Origin of the sequence: Bacteroides intestinalis DSM 17393 (assembly GCF_000172175.1) — a bacterium.
Taxonomy (GTDB): domain Bacteria; phylum Bacteroidota; class Bacteroidia; order Bacteroidales; family Bacteroidaceae; genus Bacteroides; species Bacteroides intestinalis.
Window position 1 is genome coordinate 2,350,886 of the sequence record NZ_ABJL02000008.1, and the last position, 17,383, is coordinate 2,368,268.

Genomic DNA, 17,383 nt, shown 5'->3' on the forward strand with positions numbered 1-17,383 from the left:
AATTATCTTATCATTTCATGGCAGAATACAACATGCAGGAACTCAACCTGCCCAACGAAGAAGGCAAAAGAATCTTCTATCCACGCATAAAACTATACGGACAGGTGGACTTAGAAGCCATCGCCGATAAAGTGTCCTATGCCTCATCTTTCACCAAAGGCGATATCGTAGGACTGATACAAGCCATCACCGATGAAATTGCCTACCAGATGGGACAAGGTTACTCGGTAAAGATTGAAAACTTAGGCGTCTTTACCCCTGCCTTAGGACTAATGAAAGGGCGCGAACGGGAAAGTGGCGAAGAAGATGACACCAAGCGAAATGCCGTAAGCATCTGCCTGAAAGACATCCATTTCAAAGTAGATAAAGAATTACTGCACAGAACATCCCGCCACTGTCAGCTGAAGCGCTCTTCCGAGAAGTTCCGGCAATCATCACAAATGTTCTCGCCGCAAGAACGATTGGAACGAGCTAAAGAGTATCTACGCCAGAATGCTTTCATGACACTCTCCGACTATTGCCAGCTGACCGGATTGTTGAAGACCAGTGCTTCACGCGAATTGAAAGAGTGGATTGCGCAGCCCGAAACCGGTATTGATTACAAAGGAAGAGGAACACACAAAATATACATTTTGCGAAAAACATAATGCAAATAGCACAGACACCGGAAGGAGCTACAGAAATTATACTCACTGTTCTCTCCTCATCCGGAGCAACCTCCGATATACAAAAATAAATGCCGGCACCAGGAACAGGACAGCCGCAATCCATGCCGTCGGATCACCGAAGCAGACCGCAAGATAGCCGAAAGCGGGCACTGCATAAAGACTTACCAGCACACGTGCTATCATTTCGGAAACTCCGGAAAGCATAGCAAGATTGGTATATCCCGCTCCCTGAATGGTATATCGCAGAATACAAAGCAGTCCCAAAACCGGGAAGAAGGACACGGAAATATGCAGGAACAACTCCGTGTCCTTCAATATTTCCAGTTCAGACGCTTCCACAAAAAGCAAGGCAAACGTACGTGCCCCCAGCATCAATATGCAGAACGTAAATGCCCAGTAAATAATCATCATTAGCGCACTTACCTTTACTCCCATCCAAATGCGTTCGGGCTTACCCGCACCATAATTCTGTCCGGTATAAGTAGCCATAGCAATGCCCAGACTTTCAAGCGGGCACATAAAGAACATCTTGATGCGCATGGCAGCAGTAAAAGCGGCTACACAAGCAGTTCCCAATGCATTGTTGGCGCTTTGCAACATGATGCTTCCGATAGCGGTAATCGAGAATTGTAATCCCATAGGTACACCGATATACATCAGTGTCCGTGCCAAGGCGCCGTTGAACTTCCGTTCATCCGGTGTTCCCCGCAATATGTCAAAACGGCGCATCATGTATCCATAGCACAACACAGCCGATACGCCTTGTGAAAAGACCGTAGCGATGGCGGCTCCCGCCACTCCCCAATCCAATACTAGGATACAGAACAAGTCGAGCAGAATATTAAGTATAGTAGAAAACAACAGAAACCAGAAAGGCGTCTTGCTATCGCCCAAAGCACGAATGATGCTGGACAGCAAATTATAAAAGAAAGTACAGGGAACTCCGATAAACGTTATCAATAAATAATAGTAGGCATCCTGGAATATGATATCCGGTGTACGCATCATCAGCAGGATATCCCCACACAGAATACTCGTAACCACTGCAATCACTACCGACATCACCGCCGCCAGTTGCAAACTGACCGATATATAACGACGCATCGTGCTATAATCCCGCGCTCCGAATTTCTGCGCCACAGGAATACCGAAACCTCCACAACATCCATTACAGAAACCAAGAATAAGGAAAATCACCGAAGTACTTGCTCCTACCGAAGCCAGTGCATTAATACCCAAGAATTTTCCTACGATTGCCGCGTCGACCAGAGAGTATGTCTGTTGTAGCAGGTTTCCCATCAACAGAGGCATAGTGAAATTGAATATCAACGGCAATGCGCGTCCTGCCGTCATTTCTCTTGATGTTGCCATAAATTAATCCTCTGAAAATTGCACGCAAAGGTATGAAAAGATAAGATTACAGGAATTGACAAACGTCAAAAATATGCTTCGTAATGAAAAGAATTAAACTACAGTCCGTCTGCATCTTTTAAGACTGAACTGTGTGCCAGATAATCAGGAGTTTCAGCATAGATATACATCACACTTCCTCCTTTAATGGCATCAATGATAGGACGGGAAAGTTTTTGCGGAACAGCCGGACAGCCAAAGCTTCTTCCCAAACGTCCTCCTCTGCTGACTACCGAAGGATCGGCATAAGCCGCCCCATGCATCACAATGGCACGCTCACGGGCCCGGTCGTTGATTCCTTTTTCCAAACCATTCAAAATAAGCGAATACCCATTCTTTCCCTGATAAGTAGATTCTGTAAGATAGAACCCCAGTGAACTTTTGTAGGAACCATATTCGTTGGAAAAGGAAGTGGCATAATTATCACCGCTATTCTTTCCGTGGGAAACAACCGATGAGAAAAGTACTTTACGTTCCCTCATGTCAAATACAAAAAGACGTTTTGCGGTAGAAGGACGGGAAAAGTCTATCAATGTCAACACCTCCCGTTTACGATTGTCTATTTTATAATAACCTGCTACAGCCTGCCGGAAAGCTTTCCAGTTGACAACTCCTTCCAACTGCATGGAACGGTATAAGCTCGCATAAGCCTCAACATCAGATGCAGCAGTCCTTTCAGCAGAATCAGGAGTGTTATCTAACGACTTGCCGCCCAGAAACAAGGTACAAGGAAGAAATAAGAATAAAATGAATACAATAAATCGCAACATAAAACTTTAGCCAGAGAAATAACGGCGGCTAAATTACAGTTTTTTCTCCAGACACCTATCACACAGATAGTTAAAAATGAGGATTCACTATTCAATCACCACAACCAAAGATCGTTCGGTAGGCGCCCAATCGAAAACGAACTTGGAATGTGAAGTAGCATTGCGCACACACATGTGCGAACGTGGAGTGGTTCCCAACGACCAGCTATACTCAATCATACTTGTACGCGGCGCATTCACCGGCACTCCGTGAATATAAGCTCCGTTCGTAAAACGGCTGGCATAGGGGGCATAGCCTCCTGTCTCCGCCGAACCATCTTTCAGGAACACCATACGCGTTTTCTTCTGTTGAAGCAGATACATTCCCAAGGGGGTTTCCTGAGCATAAGGTGGAGCATGCATTCCGGTAGTGGCGGGATTCATGCTGCGTATCTTCCACTCACCTTCCGAGACATGTTCCAAGGTAGTAATATTCTGATCCAGGCGGTCGACAAAAATCACATGATTAAAGACGGTACTATCCGGCAATTGTTTCAGATAACTGCGTGGTGCCAGCCATTCTTCTTCAAAAGTGGCGGGTAATATCCGGTAAAAACTTCCCTCCTCGCCTTTCAGATAGGCGATAGTACCGTCTCTACCATAACGTTCGGGCACCAAAGTATCAGCGGGCAGATACAGCGGCACCGATTGATAGCGCTCCACGCCCAGTGTATCAGATACACGGCGATACACATTCCGCACGAACTTACGTACCAGGGGAGCTTCTTTATTCAGATTCTTATAATTCTGCAACACCACCCACCTTGCAGTAGTATCGCGCTGCATATTCTCGATATAAGCCAGACAGTTCCGGATGACATCCCATTTGAAAGAGCGTACCGTATCCTTATATGGATAGGTATCTTCGAGGGTATGCTGGTCATAGAGCAATTCTTTGGTAAGGGAAATATCAGCAGCGGTCAACTGTTTCTCTTTAGGATGAGGAAATTCCAGCACAGCCGTATCTTTAGGTTCAGCCTCCTGCACAACTACCGGCACAGGTGGTTCCTGCCGGTTACGACATCCGGCAAAAATCAAACCAACAGCCACGCAGGCAAAAAGAACGGAATGTTTCATAAAATGAAATTTAACTATAACCTAATAACGACTACCTCCCTGTTATTGTTGACTCTTTATAGAAATCAATTACATAAGAAATAACAGCAGGTATCGTTTCATCTTATTCAGGTAATACGGATTTCCGCAAAGATAGAAATTTAATGAAAGTTTCCGAAAGATATTGACGGTATAATATTAATCATTCGTTTATGAACAGAACCTTTTATATTAAAATTAGACAAGTTAGAAAGGCTTTATTTATCAATACATTACAAGGCCTCAACTCTTTGCATACAAAAAGTTAACTTCCTGTTGACTAGAAGTTGAGACCTTGTCGACAGGAAGTTAACACCTTGTAAGCGAAATATTTATCCCCTTATCAAAGCATCGAAACCGATAGCTTTCTCAGATTACTCCAACACTTTCTTTTTCAGATTAAATGTTGACAATACTTTTTTGCCGGAATAGAGTGTCACTATCAAATCATATTCCTTTCCTTCCTCAACCACATCCTTAGCAGAAAGCAATATATCTGTTTTTTCATAAGGCTTCAATGCCGGAACCATACCGGAAGCTACCTTTATTGTTTTTCCTTCCTTTTTATACGCTACTTCCACCAATGCTTTCTTTGAGCCGACCTGACCGAAATTTCGTACTTCCACTTTACATTCCAATCCCTTCCCGGATTTGGTAAAGACTGGGGCACAAGCTGAAAGGATCGGTTCTATATAATCAATGTATGGCAAACGCGCATACCCGTAAAGCATTCTCCCATCTTTATATTTTCCAATCAATTTCGGGGCAAACTCATCTTTAGTGATACCATTTCCTTTACCATTGAAAGTTACAATCAAATCCTTGCCCTCATTTTCTGTGGTCAATACCTGACAACCCCTACCATAATTCACTTCTTCAGAAGCACCGAAGCGCAAGGAATTCACATCTATATCCGTCTGGGGATTGAAGCCTTCTTCCGCCTGTATCTTCACACGAATTGTTTTTGTACCCGAGGTGATAGGTTTCTCGTCCAGTATGGTAAGCAACAATCCAGGATTCAAGGGAATACTGATATTCTTTGAGCTATGGTGATCAAAAGGTTTATCTTCGTTTTTAAGCGTATCGATTACCGCGAAATTAGCCTGAACAGCACGTCCGTATTTATCCTGATACACTTTAAGGCGTTCATATTTGAACCAGTCTTCCACCTGTCCGTCTGCATGTACAGCAACTCCCGGCATATAAGCTTCACCCGGATCGACCACCCAGTTCACTCCATCCTTCGAACGAAGATAGAAAGCAATACGTCCCAGCCAATCATTAACAATCAGGTGATACTGAATATGATCGCGCCAGATTACGGGATCTTCAAACCGACCGTCTACATCCGGATAAACCCGTTTGTCGGTCAGTTGATTGTATTCCGATAGTCCATCTCTGCTGACCCAGATACCACCACCACGACAAACCATCACATAAGAGCTGTCTTCACGCTGGGCAAATGAAAGATTAGACAGACCCTCGATAATACGGCGGTCGCGTGCATTGAAATCAAACTTTCCATATTCCCATTTTCCATTCAGATCATCGGATACATAACGTCCATTGATCACATAAACAACATATTGCCCATTCTTAGCACGGAATATTTCAGGATTATGCCCTTTACCTATGATACGAATAGGCTTGAAAGGTCCCGTCAGATTGTCGCTTATGGTATGAAATACGTATGAATTAGGCCATTCCATGTGTCCTTTAGGTGAACATTCCAGCCAGCCGCAGGCAAATAGATGATATTTACCGTCTTCGCCTTTTCGAATATTTCCACCCCAATAGGACCAGATACCGTCTTCAATGCCATTATCTACATAACGCGGAAGCACACAGTCAGCGCCCCATGTATCGGATGAAAGTACATTTCCCTTCATCGGCAGGAAACGATCCATAAAGCGGGCACCTTTCACTAATTGTTTCCATTCCGCAGGACGTTCCCGTTCCGTTATTTGTGAAAAAGAGGAATGACTGATCAAGAGCATGACTCCCAGTAGAGCAAATTTAAAGAGGCTTCTTTCCATAAATATAATATTAGAATTGGTTTTAAATAGATTTACATGGCCAAAAGTAGAAGAATTGCATATAAAAGGAAAAGGAAAGAAAGTAAAAAGGTACGTAAACCTTTACGTAAACAGAGATTACAGCTTTACAGATGCTTTTCATTTTCATCACGTTATTGTATACGATTCGGTGACAACTACCTAAGTAGTTGGAAATTAAGAGAGAATATCTGGTAAAACAAAAGTCCTTGAACTTTAGCAGTTCAAGGACTTACCATTTTTATTTGTGGAGCTGGAGGGAATCGAACCCTCGTCCAAACGAGGAAATCATAAGCTTTCTACATGCTTATCTTTGCTTAAGTTTTCGAGCAACGGCAGAACCAAAGCCATCAACCATTGCCTTATCCTTTAAAGTTTCATTCTCGCCTCAAGGCCGACAAGAACTATCTCCGATGTAACTGCACCACTGGATCGGAATGCTTCGGAGCAACAGCTTCCGAGTGATGTCTCGTCCCAGCACCTGGTGCCGGGATTAAGCTAATCTACTATGATTCGATTAAGCAGCAAGAGCGTATTGTCTTTCGCCAGATAAAATTTTGAGGACTGAGATTAAAGTGCAAATCAACGACGCACTGCATGCTTACTTACTATTTCTACCCGCTGTCAAATCCAGTCAACCCCAGAATACATACGGTTTTTAGAAATCGTGGGGCAAAGATAAGAATTCTTTTGTTACTGTACAAAAGAATAGTGTGATTGCTTACTCCGGATTAATAAACCTTATCTTTTTATAAGACCCAAAGCAGTCTTGCATTACCATACGTACAATAAAAGCCAGTACTCCGGACGATTTTACCTTTCTTTCTCCCACATAACCCGTACCTTTGGCAACAGAAGATAATATACACAAAAATATAAATATCATGAAGAAACTAATTGCAATGACACTACTGCTCGGAGGCAGTACTCTGCTCTGCGCACAAAAGACCGTGAAGATACCGGCTGTATACAAACCCGTCAAAAGCGAGATGTACAAGAAAGGCTGGATTGATTTCAACAAAAACGGAGTGAAGGATGTATACGAAGATCCGAATGCCTCGCTGGATGCACGTATCGAAGATCTGCTCAGCCAGATGACACTGGAAGAAAAGACTTGCCAGATGGTAACCCTCTACGGCTATAAACGTGTACTAAAGGACGACCTCCCCACCCCCGAATGGAAACAAATGCTTTGGAAAGACGGCATCGGTGCCATTGACGAACACCTGAACGGTTTCCAACAATGGGGACTTCCCCCATCGGATAATCCCTATGTATGGCCGGCATCCCGCCATGCCTGGGCACTGAATGAAGTACAACGCTTCTTTATAGAAGAAACGCGCCTCGGCATCCCCGTAGACTTTACGAACGAAGGTATCCGCGGAATAGAAAGTTACCGTGCCACCAATTTTCCCACACAACTGGGATTGGGACATACCTGGAACCGCGAACTGATACGCCAGGTAGGATTAATCACCGGACGGGAAGCCCGTATATTGGGATATACCAATGTCTATGCTCCCATCCTCGATGTCGGCCGTGACCAGCGTTGGGGACGCTATGAGGAAGTATATGGTGAATCTCCTTACCTCGTTGCCGAACTGGGTATTGAAATGGTACGCGGCATGCAACATAACCATCAGGTAGCAGCAACCGGAAAACATTTCGTTGCTTATAGTAACAACAAGGGCGCCCGCGAAGGTATGGCACGTGTAGACCCGCAAATGTCACCACGCGAAGTGGAAATGATACATGTCTACCCCTTCAAACGAGTGATAAAGGAAGCGGGATTATTGGGAGTGATGAGTTCGTACAATGATTACGACGGTGTTCCCATACAAGGCAGTTATTATTGGCTGACTACACGTCTGCGTGGCGAGATGGGTTTCCGGGGATATGTGGTTTCGGATAGTGATGCCGTTGAATATCTTTATACCAAACACAGCACCGCCAAAGATATGAAAGAAGCCGTGCGTCAAAGTGTAGAAGCCGGTCTGAATGTACGTTGCACCTTCCGGTCACCGGATTCATATGTATTGCCTTTGCGCGAATTGGTAAAAGAGGGCGGACTAAGCGAAGAAGTGATTAACGACCGTGTACGTGACATTCTGCGTGTAAAATTCCTCATAGGGCTGTTCGACGCTCCCTATCAGACTGACCTTGCAGGAGCCGATAGAGAAGTAGAGAAAGCTGAAAATGAATCTCTTGCACTGCAAGCCTCACGCGAAAGCCTCGTCTTATTGAAGAATGAAAACAACGTGTTGCCATTGGATATCAACAACGTGAAGAAAATAGCAGTTTGCGGCCCAAATGCAGACGAAGAGGGATATGCACTGACACACTACGGTCCTTTGGCAGTAGAAGTAACCACAGTGCTGGAAGGCATTCGCCAAAAATCCGAAGGCAAAGCAGAAGTACTCTACACCAAAGGCTGTGATCTTGTAGATGCCAATTGGCCGGAAAGCGAACTTATCGACTATCCGATGACAGATAACGAACAAGCTGAAATCGATAAAGCAGTAGAAAACGCACGCCAGGCAGATGTAGCCGTAGTCGTATTAGGAGGCGGACAGCGTACCTGCGGTGAAAACAAATCACGCAGCAGCCTCGACCTTCCGGGACGACAACTGAAACTGCTTCAAGCGGTACAAGCAACCGGAAAGCCCGTCGTACTGGTGCTGATTAACGGTCGCCCGCTATCCATCAATTGGGCAGACAAGTTCGTTCCCGCTATTTTAGAAGCATGGTATCCGGGGTCCAAAGGTGGAACAGCAGTAGCCGATGTACTCTTCGGAGATTATAACCCGGGCGGAAAAATGACAGTCACTTTCCCGAAAAGTGTCGGACAAATTCCTTTCAACTTCCCCTGCAAACCTTCTTCACAGATTGACGGCGGAAAGAATCCGGGACTGGATGGAAACATGTCGCGTGTCAACGGTGCACTCTATTCATTCGGATACGGTCTGAGTTACACCACCTTTGAGTATTCCGGCATCGAAATCAGTCCGAAAGTGATTACACCGAACCAAAAGGCAACTGTGCGCTGCAAAGTAACAAATACCGGAAAACGTGCAGGCGATGAAGTAGTTCAGCTGTATGTTCGCGACATCCTGAGCAGCGTTACCACTTACGAAAAGAATCTGGCAGGCTTTGAGCGTATCCACCTGCAACCGGGAGAAACGAAAGAGGTAGTTTTCACCCTCGACCGCAAACAGCTGGAATTACTGGATAAGCACATGGAATGGGTAGTGGAACCGGGAGACTTCAGCATTATGGTAGGTGCTTCTTCCGAAGACATCCGCCTGAGTGGAAAATTGACAGTAGAAGATCCAAACGCCCCCATGCAAGCACAGGCAAAACCGGATGCTCCCGTAACTGCCAGCACCAATCCGGAAAGTGTAATGAACGTGCTCGATAAAAAAATGAATACTGTTTGGGAAGGAAATAAAGGAGATTATATTACCTTTGCCTTGGAGAACGGCTCCAAGGTAGATGGCGTTTCCATTGCATTCAGCAGAGGCAACGGTCTGCCGGCGGAGTTTGAAATCCAGCTTTCAAGTGGCGGCGGACAATTCCTGACGGTTTATTCGGGTACAGTCAGCGAGTACGGAAAGTTGATTTCATATACGTTCAAAGGAACTATTGCCAGCGACTTGCGCATTGTACTAAATGATGACCGCGTAGGAGTGGCAGAAATAGTGTGCGAAGCACGCTAAAGAGTGATAAGGTGATAAAGTTATAGCGTGATATTTTATCATATTACCACCTTATCGCCTTATCACTCTATAACATTATCACTCTATAACATAATATCATGAGAAAACTTCTTTTCTGTATGCTTGGATTAGCAATGACAGCCTGTGCACCCCGCAAAGCGGGAAACGTAAACAACGAAAGTGACGAACTCGCCATGCTGGTAGGTACGTACACTGATGGAAACAGCAAAGGTATTTACACCTTCCGTTTCAACCAGGAAACGGGACTTGCCACCTCGCTCAGTTCCATCGAAGTACTCAACCCGTCTTACCTCATCCCTTCGGAAGATGGAAAGTTTGTCTATGCCGTCAGCGAAATGAACGACACAACAGCTGCTCTCAATGCTTTCTCCTTCGATAAGGAAACAGGGAAACTCAGTTTGTTGAACCGCCAGCCCACTATGGGAGCCGATCCTTGCTACGTTGCCACCAACGGAAAAGAAGTACTCACAGCCAACTACAGCGGAGGTAGCATGTCTATCTTCCCGTTGAAAAAGAATGGTTCATTAGAGCCTATCGATACCCTTTTTGAAGGCAGTACCGGCGGACCGGACGCTGAAAGACAGGCAACACCCCACGTACATTGCACTGTCTTCTCTCCGGATGGAAAATATATCTTTGCCACTGATTTCAGTGCCGACCGTATCCTACGCTTTGTCATACACCCGAAGAGCATTATCCCCCACCCTTCTGCCGAAGCTATTGACGTAGATCCTAATTCCGGTCCACGTCATCTCACCTTCAGCCCGAACGGCAAGTACGCGTATCTTATCAGCGAATTATCCGGTAATATCACAGCTTTCAGTTACCTGGATGGTAAACTGGAAAAGATACAGACCATTGCAGCCGACACACTCCGTGCACGTGGCAGTGCCGATATACATCTCAGTCCCGATGGGAAATACTTGTATGCCAGCAATCGCCTGAAAGGTGACGGTCTTGCCATCTTCGAAGTAAATCCGGAAACCGGCATGTTAGCAAAGGTAGGCTACCAGTTGACGGGGATTCATCCGCGTAACTTTATTATCACCCCGAACGGGAAATATCTGTTGGCCGCCTGCCGCGACAGTCATGTCATTCAGGTATTCCAACGAGATCCCGTAACAGGTCTGTTATCAGATACGCATCAAGATATCCGTATTGATAAACCCGTCTGCATCCAATTCGTAAAATAGCCGGGTAAAAGCTTAACTTCCGGTTTTTAATCTTGTATATTTGTCATCGTAATCCTGATTTAGATTCAGGGTCACAGATAGTAACAGGGAAAAGCATTTGCTTCTCCCTGTTTTTTTATATCCGATACTTTTTCAGGCGAAAAATAAGATACTTTGAGGCAAAATACATCCGTCCCACCCTTTACTAAAATGGCTTCGGATTTTTACTAAATTCACGACTGAAAATTAGTAAAAATCTACCGGAAAATTAGTAAAAACCCGATAAGGTTTTAGTAAAAAACAGTCACCCCGTCCAGAAAGGCTTCTGACGGCACTGACAGCCTATTCTGTTAATATTCTATAATCTTACTCTTGACAAAAATAACTTCATTAACTTTGTCCCTTAACCGAAATTGTTTAAACAACGCGATTTATGAAGAAAAAAAACATAGTATTACTTTCAGCACTGTTGTTCTCCGTTTCTGCCATAGCGCAAACAGAAGTGACAACAGGTATCATGCGTGGCAAAGACTACGGCGTTACTTACGTACTTCCGAAAACAGAAATCGAACTTACCGTGCAAGCCACTAAACATATCTATACTCCCGGAGAATTTTCCAAGTATGCTGACCGTTATCTGCGATTAACTAATGTTTCTTCCGAACCGAAAACTTACTGGACATTGGACAAGATACAAACAGCAGTAGTCGGTATACCTGATAAAGAGAATGTATATTTTGTAAAGATGAAAGACAAAACCGTGGCTCCTCTTATCGAATTGAGCAAAGACGGCATCGTCTACTCCATCAACATGCCGTTGGGCAGCGGACAAAAGAAAGCAGCTCCTGCCACTCCCAAGGCAGCTGATAATACTCCTTACGTCAATCCCCGTAGCTTCCTGACAGAAGAAATCCTGATGGCAAATTCAACGGCAAAGATGGCGGAGTTGGTTGCAAAAGAAATCTATAACATCCGTGAAAGCAAAAATGCCCTGTTGCGCGGTGAATCGGACAACATGCCCAAAGACGGTGCACAACTAAAGCTTATGCTGGATAACCTGACCTTGCAGGAACGTGCAATGACCGAAATGTTTGCAGGCAAAGTGACCGATGAAGAGAAAATATATACCATCCGCATCGTCCCCAAAGAGATGAAGAATGAAGTTGCTTTCCGTTTTTCTAAGAAGTTGGGTATTGTAGCCAACAATGACCTGGCAGGCGAACCTATTTATATCACGGTAACTGACCTTAAAAGCATAAAAATCCCTGAAGTCGATCCAAAGAAGAAGCTGGATGAAGGTGTTGCCTACAATGTACCGGGCAGAGCTCACGTTACATTAAGCTATAACAATAAAGAATTGTATAATTCAGAAATTCCTGTCACACAATTTGGTGTAGTCGAATATCTCGCTCCTGTACTGTTCAATAAGAATTCCACAATAAAGGTATTATTCGATCCTGAAACAGGGGCTTTATTAAAAGTTGACAGAGAGTAATTTTATAAATCCATCCTTTCGTAATTGCACCACATAAGTTGTGACTCGTGAAGCATAATTCTCATCAGGATGGAAATGATCAGCAAGCTGGAAAACAATCTCCCGTACCGTACGCCGCCCGTCTATCAGACGCCACACTGCACTGCCGTGTTCTTCAAGGCGGACATGAATATCAGGAGACATGCTTTGCGGTAACAAAAGCCGGCGCATCCACTCATACTTGAAGCGGGGATAGGAGATTACAGCGTAATCTCCCTCCCATTCGGTCAAGATGTGGTCACAACGAACCGGAACAGCATCCAACAGACTGACTTTTCCTTCTGGTGTTTCCATACTCGTATCTGTTTACACTTATTTCTGAATATTGGGTTCTTCCAATTGATAACCAAACTTTTTATCGGCTCTCTTCAGCATAAAGGCTACCACAAGAGACAAACAAGCAATACCTGTAAATATACACATAGGTATCGTATAGTCGTACAGATTCGTTCCATCCGCCTTCTTGCCCACGATACAATAAAGATCAAGTACCTTACCAATCAGCGTAGGAATACCCCACAAACCAATATTCTGAATAAAGAAAATCAATGCATAAGCTGTACCCAACTGGCTTACAGGGAATATCTTAGCCACCGCAGGCCACATAGCAGAAGGCACCAACGAGAAAGCAATACCCAGAATAATCATCAAACCAATAGCCACTAACCAGTAATTAATGGCAGGAATGGCATAAATAAAGTGCACACCTATCAGCATTGCAGCACCCAGTATCATAATAGAAGCTGACTTACCGCGTTTATCTATAAATCCACCGAATATTGGAGTAAGAATCAAAGCACCCAAAGCCGGCAATCCGGCAAAAGTACCCGCTACATTCTCATTAATACCATATTTGATAATCATCAACTCGGAAGCAAACTTCTGGAAAGGGAATACACAGGAATAGAATAATACGCACAGCAAAGCTATCAACCAGAAGCCCGGGTTAACGAGGATATTCTTCACATCTTTGAAAGAGAATTTCTCTTCCTCCCCTTCTGTACCTGCTGCTATAGCTTCTGCTTCCATCTGCCTGTCAAGCTTCTTATCCATTACTGAAAAAATAAAGAAAGCAACCAGACCACCTAAGAGAAGAATCAATCCTACCAATACCGGAGTAGTGATACCGAAAGCACGTGCCAAAGGAATAGCCACTGCATAACCGGCTTGCGAACCGATACGTGCCAGTGCTACCTGTACACCCATAGCCGTAGCCAGTTCTTTACCCCTGAACCACTTGGCTATAATTTTAGAAACAGTGATACCGGCAACTTCCGCACCTACACCAAAAATGGAATAGCCGGCAAATGCAACGAATACGCCTGCTTTATAACCGAAAATCTCGTTAAGACCGAAAATCTGTGCATCCGGACCGGCAAGCCCTGTCATGGCATAATATTCAAGTGCCGTACCTCCCACCATCAAGATAGTTGATAATTTACCAGTGAAACGGATACCAAAACGGTCAAGGATTAATCCACCCCAAATCAGCATCAGGAAGAATACATTCAGGAAACTATATCCACCTGTGAAGAATCCAAAATCACTACTTGTCCAGGCAAGATCCGACTCCAACATTGTTTTCAGTGGCGCTACCACATCGTTTACATAGTAAGCTGCCATCATTGTGAAAGCAACAATTACCAATGCTCCCCACCGGGTAGCTTTGGAGTCATTCAATTTAAGTTTTAATTGTTCTGTCATTGTACTATTTAGATTAATTATTAGTCAGACTGCATAATCCCGACAAAGGTAGTTAAATCCGTCATAAAAAGAAAAAAGGCTGACACCTTTTCGGCATCAACCTCTTTCTTATTTCTTTTGCGGGATCATCCGCGCTTAGCTTTAGTTAGCTGAATCTTCAGCAGCCGGAGCAGTTGTTGCAGGAGTTTCTGTTGTAGCAGGAGCTTCTGTCTGCGGAGCAGCTGTACCAGTAGGCATGTTATACGGATTGGTCTTTTCTTCTTTTTGAGCTTGCTCCAGAATCACATCGCCTCCCTTACCGGAAGAAGTAGGAACCACATAAGCAGTAGCAATACTCATTACGACCATGAATCCTGCCAAGAACCATGTTCCTTTTTCCAGAAAGTCAGTAGTCTTGCGTACACCCATAATCTGATTGGAAGAAGAAAAGCCGGATGCTAAACCGCCTCCTTTGGAATTTTGAATCAATACAATGAAGCACATCAGCAAAGATGCAACCACCATTAAGATAACTAAGAATAAATACATTTTGTTATTTTGATTTAGCGTTAATAATCAATTTCTCCAAAAATCTGATTTGGTCTGCAAAGTAAGCATTTTTTTTTGGATAATTCAAACTTAATTTTTTAATAATTTCAAGAGCCTTGTCATATCGGCGCTGTTTGATATAAATTTTCGCCAAAGTTTCAGTAAAACAACTGTCATCCAAATCATCCGAAGCTGATTTAGGAGTCGTCTCTTCATCAGTATCCGTATCTTCGGAATCATCTTCCTGCTCTGTTTCTACCTCTGTGGGCTGAGGAATCTCTTCGGCTATAACCGGTGTTTCTTCTTCGACTTCGTCCTCTTCCTCCTCAATCAATGGAAGTAGAAGCGGATTTTCCTCTTTCAGCAACTTCAGGCTGATACCTTCCTCAGTTTCACTCTGCCGGATAAATCCGTCTATCAAATCCTGTCCACGCAACTTGGGTACTTCCACCGGAACAGTCGATGATGTATCTGCCTCGTCCGTATCTTCATCATCCTGCATCAGATAGGCGGTATAATCCATTGAATAATCCAACTCTGTCGTCTGAGAATGTTCTTCCGGCACAGTAGCAAGGAAAGCGTCTATTAATGAAAGGGTACGGTCGACACTCGGCTCTTCCTCCAACTCCCTCCCTACAACAGACTCTGAAGTACGAGGATGAAGGGCATATCGGTCACCTTCAATCAGGTAAAACAATACACGGCGGTCCGATACATACAGTACGGCCTTACGTAATTCTGCACCGAAGTTAACATCGTGCAGCACATAGAGGTTCTTGAGATAGAGCAAACGCAGGGACTGAAAGTAAGGATAGCGGGTTACCAACGTACGAAGTTCGTATAAGGTATCCCGGTTCAACGCCTCGGGATGCTGTATCCATTGTTGCAAATGTACAGGCGTCATTCCTACTCCTACCAGTTAGCTACGGTTGCGTTAAATATTTGTTCCGTTATGTCTTTCACCATCAGTTTAATTAACTCATCCTGCACTTCGGTCAGCAATTTGGAAGAGTCATAAGTCTGGAAAGCGGAGAATTGTTGGTCAGTAAAATCGTCTTTGTGATCCGTATTATTCACAAAAGAAACCTTCACTGTCAAGGTGACTTTTACTTTTGAAGAATACCCACTGGCATCCACCGCTTCGTTATATTGGTTATAACCGGTAATCTCGCCATCAATTTCAATATCGGCATTGCCATTCACAAGTGATAAACGGGTCTGACGAATGAACAAATCTTTCAGCCCCTGATTAAATTCAGTAGCCAGCGGAGCATAAACATACTCCGCACGATTCTGGAAATCAGCTATCGAGACTGTCTTTACCTTGGAGTAGTCAATCGAACTAATCGGTGCCAGTCCTACTTTAATACTACACGAATTTACTATCAGTAACACGCTCAACAACAATGCTGTCGAAGCTATTTTTCTAATCCAATCCATATTCTTTAATCTTTCTGTATAAGGTACGCTCGGAAATATTCAGATCCTTTGCCGCACTCTTGCGTTTACCATGATGTTTTTCCAAGGCTTTTCGTATCATTTCTTTCTCCACCTCATCCAGAGAGAGAGATTCTTCTACATATTCTTCCGTATCCTGTATGTCATCATCAATATCATGAGACGGTTTTATGGAAGGATGAATGATGGTAGGCACACTCTGAGAAACCGGAGTTACCACAGCAGGCGGTTGGGCGAAATAAGTAGCAGGCACAGCCGGAGCAGCAGCTTTCCCACGTTCAGTCATGATCTCATGCACCAGCTTTTTCAATTCCGTCACATCCTGGCGCATATCGAAAAGAACCTGATACAGGATTTCCCGCTCACTTTCAAAACTCTTGGATTCCTTCACACCAAACAAAGCGGGAAGGCGTTGCATACTATTCTGCGCCGGCAGGTATCCACTCAAAATGGCAGCATTGATTTCACGGTTAGTTTCAATGATGGAAATCTGTTCCGTAATATTCTTCAACTGCCGTACATTACCGGGCCATGAATAAGAAATCAATAATTGCTTAGCATCTTCCGTCAACTGGATGGCAGGCATACGATACTTTTCTGCAAAATCTGAAGCAAACTTACGGAATAACAGGAATGCATCCTCTCCACGCTCACGAAGAGGGGGTACCTGAATAGGTACAGTATTCAAACGGTAATACAAATCTTCACGGAAACGTCCTTCGGAAATGGCCTGTGTCAAATTAACATTAGTAGCTGCCACAATACGAACATTGGTTTTCTGCACCTTAGACGAACCGACTTTTAGAAACTCGCCACTCTCGAGTACCCGGAGCAGTCGAGCCTGCGTAGGCAAAGGCAATTCTCCCACTTCATCCAGGAAGATTGTTCCACCATCCGCCTCCCCAAAGTATCCTTTCCGCTCACCGATGGCACCGGTAAAGGCACCTTTCTCGTGACCGAATAACTCAGAGTCAATGGTTCCCTCGGGAATGGCACCACAGTTCACTGCAATGTACTGGCCGTGCTTACGCCTACTGTATTGGTGAATGATCTGGGGAAAGCTCTCCTTACCCACACCACTTTCTCCGGTTATCAGTACAGACAGGTCGGTAGGCGCTACCTGAATGGCAACGTCTATCGCACGCATCAATGCTTCATTGTTCCCAATGATACCGAATCGTAATTTTACTTGTTGTATTTCCGCTTTTGTCATT

Annotated in this window: 14 protein-coding genes and 1 other RNA gene; 4 read left to right on the forward strand and 11 right to left on the reverse strand. The window is 44.3% G+C overall.

The window, feature by feature from the left end; all coding sequences use genetic code 11:
- Nucleotides 1-17: 17 nt before the first annotated feature.
- Nucleotides 18-647, forward strand: coding sequence for an HU family DNA-binding protein (locus BACINT_RS19115; RefSeq protein WP_007666161.1), 630 nt, complete (start codon nucleotides 18-20; stop codon nucleotides 645-647).
- A 42-nt stretch (nucleotides 648-689) separates the two neighbouring features.
- Here BACINT_RS19115 and BACINT_RS19120 read toward each other — a convergent pair whose 3' ends face one another.
- From BACINT_RS19120 to ssrA, 5 genes are all read right to left on the reverse strand, one after another.
- Nucleotides 690-2,039: an MATE family efflux transporter gene (locus BACINT_RS19120; RefSeq protein WP_007666163.1), complete on the reverse strand. Its 1,350-nt coding sequence runs from the start codon at nucleotides 2,037-2,039 to the stop codon at nucleotides 690-692.
- Between the two features lie 98 nt (nucleotides 2,040-2,137).
- The gene (locus BACINT_RS19125; protein WP_007666165.1) at nucleotides 2,138-2,848 is read right to left on the reverse strand and encodes a murein L,D-transpeptidase catalytic domain family protein; all 711 of its coding nucleotides are present in this window, start codon (nucleotides 2,846-2,848) and stop codon (nucleotides 2,138-2,140) included.
- Nucleotides 2,849-2,935: 87 nt separating this feature from the next.
- Nucleotides 2,936-3,964 (reverse strand): L,D-transpeptidase, encoded by a 1,029-nt coding sequence (locus BACINT_RS19130; protein ID WP_007666167.1) that lies wholly within the window; start codon nucleotides 3,962-3,964, stop codon nucleotides 2,936-2,938.
- A gap of 392 nt (nucleotides 3,965-4,356) precedes the next feature.
- Complete coding sequence (locus BACINT_RS19135) at nucleotides 4,357-6,018, reverse strand: glycoside hydrolase family protein (protein WP_007666168.1); 1,662 nt, start codon at nucleotides 6,016-6,018, stop codon at nucleotides 4,357-4,359.
- Nucleotides 6,019-6,281: 263 nt separating this feature from the next.
- Nucleotides 6,282-6,678: a transfer-messenger RNA gene (ssrA, locus tag BACINT_RS23915) on the reverse strand.
- A gap of 242 nt (nucleotides 6,679-6,920) precedes the next feature.
- Between ssrA and BACINT_RS19140 the strand changes: the two genes are divergently transcribed.
- The 3 genes from BACINT_RS19140 (at nucleotide 6,921) to BACINT_RS19150 (ending at nucleotide 12,440) form a co-directional block, all read left to right on the forward strand.
- Entirely contained in the window at nucleotides 6,921-9,752 is a 2,832-nt protein-coding gene (locus BACINT_RS19140; protein WP_007666171.1) for a beta-glucosidase, read from the forward strand.
- A gap of 98 nt (nucleotides 9,753-9,850) precedes the next feature.
- Nucleotides 9,851-10,966 (forward strand): lactonase family protein, encoded by a 1,116-nt coding sequence (locus BACINT_RS19145; RefSeq protein ID WP_044155116.1) that lies wholly within the window; start codon nucleotides 9,851-9,853, stop codon nucleotides 10,964-10,966.
- 412 nt (nucleotides 10,967-11,378) lie between these two features.
- On the forward strand, nucleotides 11,379-12,440 hold the full coding sequence (locus BACINT_RS19150; protein ID WP_007666178.1) for a DUF4831 family protein: 1,062 nt from the start codon (nucleotides 11,379-11,381) through the stop codon (nucleotides 12,438-12,440).
- Here the strand turns inward: BACINT_RS19150 and BACINT_RS19155 are convergent.
- The 6 genes from BACINT_RS19155 to BACINT_RS19180 form a co-directional block, all read right to left on the reverse strand.
- Nucleotides 12,420-12,773, reverse strand: a complete 354-nt coding sequence (locus tag BACINT_RS19155) for a PqqD family protein (RefSeq protein ID WP_007666180.1) — start codon at nucleotides 12,771-12,773, stop codon at nucleotides 12,420-12,422. The two genes, BACINT_RS19150 and BACINT_RS19155, sit on opposite strands and share 21 nt — an antisense overlap.
- Before the next feature lie 18 nt (nucleotides 12,774-12,791).
- Nucleotides 12,792-14,183, reverse strand: coding sequence for an MFS transporter (locus tag BACINT_RS19160; protein ID WP_007666182.1), 1,392 nt, complete (start codon nucleotides 14,181-14,183; stop codon nucleotides 12,792-12,794).
- A 141-nt stretch (nucleotides 14,184-14,324) separates the two neighbouring features.
- Nucleotides 14,325-14,711, reverse strand: a complete 387-nt coding sequence (secG, locus tag BACINT_RS19165; RefSeq protein WP_007666184.1) for a preprotein translocase subunit SecG — start codon at nucleotides 14,709-14,711, stop codon at nucleotides 14,325-14,327.
- A gap of 4 nt (nucleotides 14,712-14,715) precedes the next feature.
- Nucleotides 14,716-15,615, reverse strand: coding sequence for a hypothetical protein (locus BACINT_RS19170; protein WP_007666186.1), 900 nt, complete (start codon nucleotides 15,613-15,615; stop codon nucleotides 14,716-14,718).
- A gap of 8 nt (nucleotides 15,616-15,623) precedes the next feature.
- Nucleotides 15,624-16,151 (reverse strand): LptE family protein, encoded by a 528-nt coding sequence (locus BACINT_RS19175; protein WP_007666188.1) that lies wholly within the window; start codon nucleotides 16,149-16,151, stop codon nucleotides 15,624-15,626.
- Nucleotides 16,138-17,382 (reverse strand): sigma-54 interaction domain-containing protein, encoded by a 1,245-nt coding sequence (locus tag BACINT_RS19180; RefSeq protein WP_044155118.1) that lies wholly within the window; start codon nucleotides 17,380-17,382, stop codon nucleotides 16,138-16,140. Before BACINT_RS19180 ends, BACINT_RS19175 begins: the two co-directional genes overlap by 14 nt.
- Nucleotide 17,383 lies beyond the last annotated feature (1 nt).

Coding starts and splice junctions, on each gene's coding strand:
- BACINT_RS19115 (WP_007666161.1), top strand. CDS start 18: ATGGCAGAATACAACATGCAGGAACTCAACCTGCCCAACGAAGAAGGC.
- BACINT_RS19120 (WP_007666163.1), bottom strand. CDS start 2,039: ATGGCAACATCAAGAGAAATGACGGCAGGACGCGCATTGCCGTTGATA.
- BACINT_RS19125 (WP_007666165.1), bottom strand. CDS start 2,848: ATGTTGCGATTTATTGTATTCATTTTATTCTTATTTCTTCCTTGTACC.
- BACINT_RS19130 (WP_007666167.1), bottom strand. CDS start 3,964: ATGAAACATTCCGTTCTTTTTGCCTGCGTGGCTGTTGGTTTGATTTTT.
- BACINT_RS19135 (WP_007666168.1), bottom strand. CDS start 6,018: ATGGAAAGAAGCCTCTTTAAATTTGCTCTACTGGGAGTCATGCTCTTG.
- BACINT_RS19140 (WP_007666171.1), top strand. CDS start 6,921: ATGAAGAAACTAATTGCAATGACACTACTGCTCGGAGGCAGTACTCTG.
- BACINT_RS19145 (WP_044155116.1), top strand. CDS start 9,851: ATGAGAAAACTTCTTTTCTGTATGCTTGGATTAGCAATGACAGCCTGT.
- BACINT_RS19150 (WP_007666178.1), top strand. CDS start 11,379: ATGAAGAAAAAAAACATAGTATTACTTTCAGCACTGTTGTTCTCCGTT.
- BACINT_RS19155 (WP_007666180.1), bottom strand. CDS start 12,773: ATGGAAACACCAGAAGGAAAAGTCAGTCTGTTGGATGCTGTTCCGGTT.
- BACINT_RS19160 (WP_007666182.1), bottom strand. CDS start 14,183: ATGACAGAACAATTAAAACTTAAATTGAATGACTCCAAAGCTACCCGG.
- secG (WP_007666184.1), bottom strand. CDS start 14,711: ATGTATTTATTCTTAGTTATCTTAATGGTGGTTGCATCTTTGCTGATG.
- BACINT_RS19170 (WP_007666186.1), bottom strand. CDS start 15,615: ATGACGCCTGTACATTTGCAACAATGGATACAGCATCCCGAGGCGTTG.
- BACINT_RS19175 (WP_007666188.1), bottom strand. CDS start 16,151: ATGGATTGGATTAGAAAAATAGCTTCGACAGCATTGTTGTTGAGCGTG.
- BACINT_RS19180 (WP_044155118.1), bottom strand. CDS start 17,382: ATGACAAAAGCGGAAATACAACAAGTAAAATTACGATTCGGTATCATT.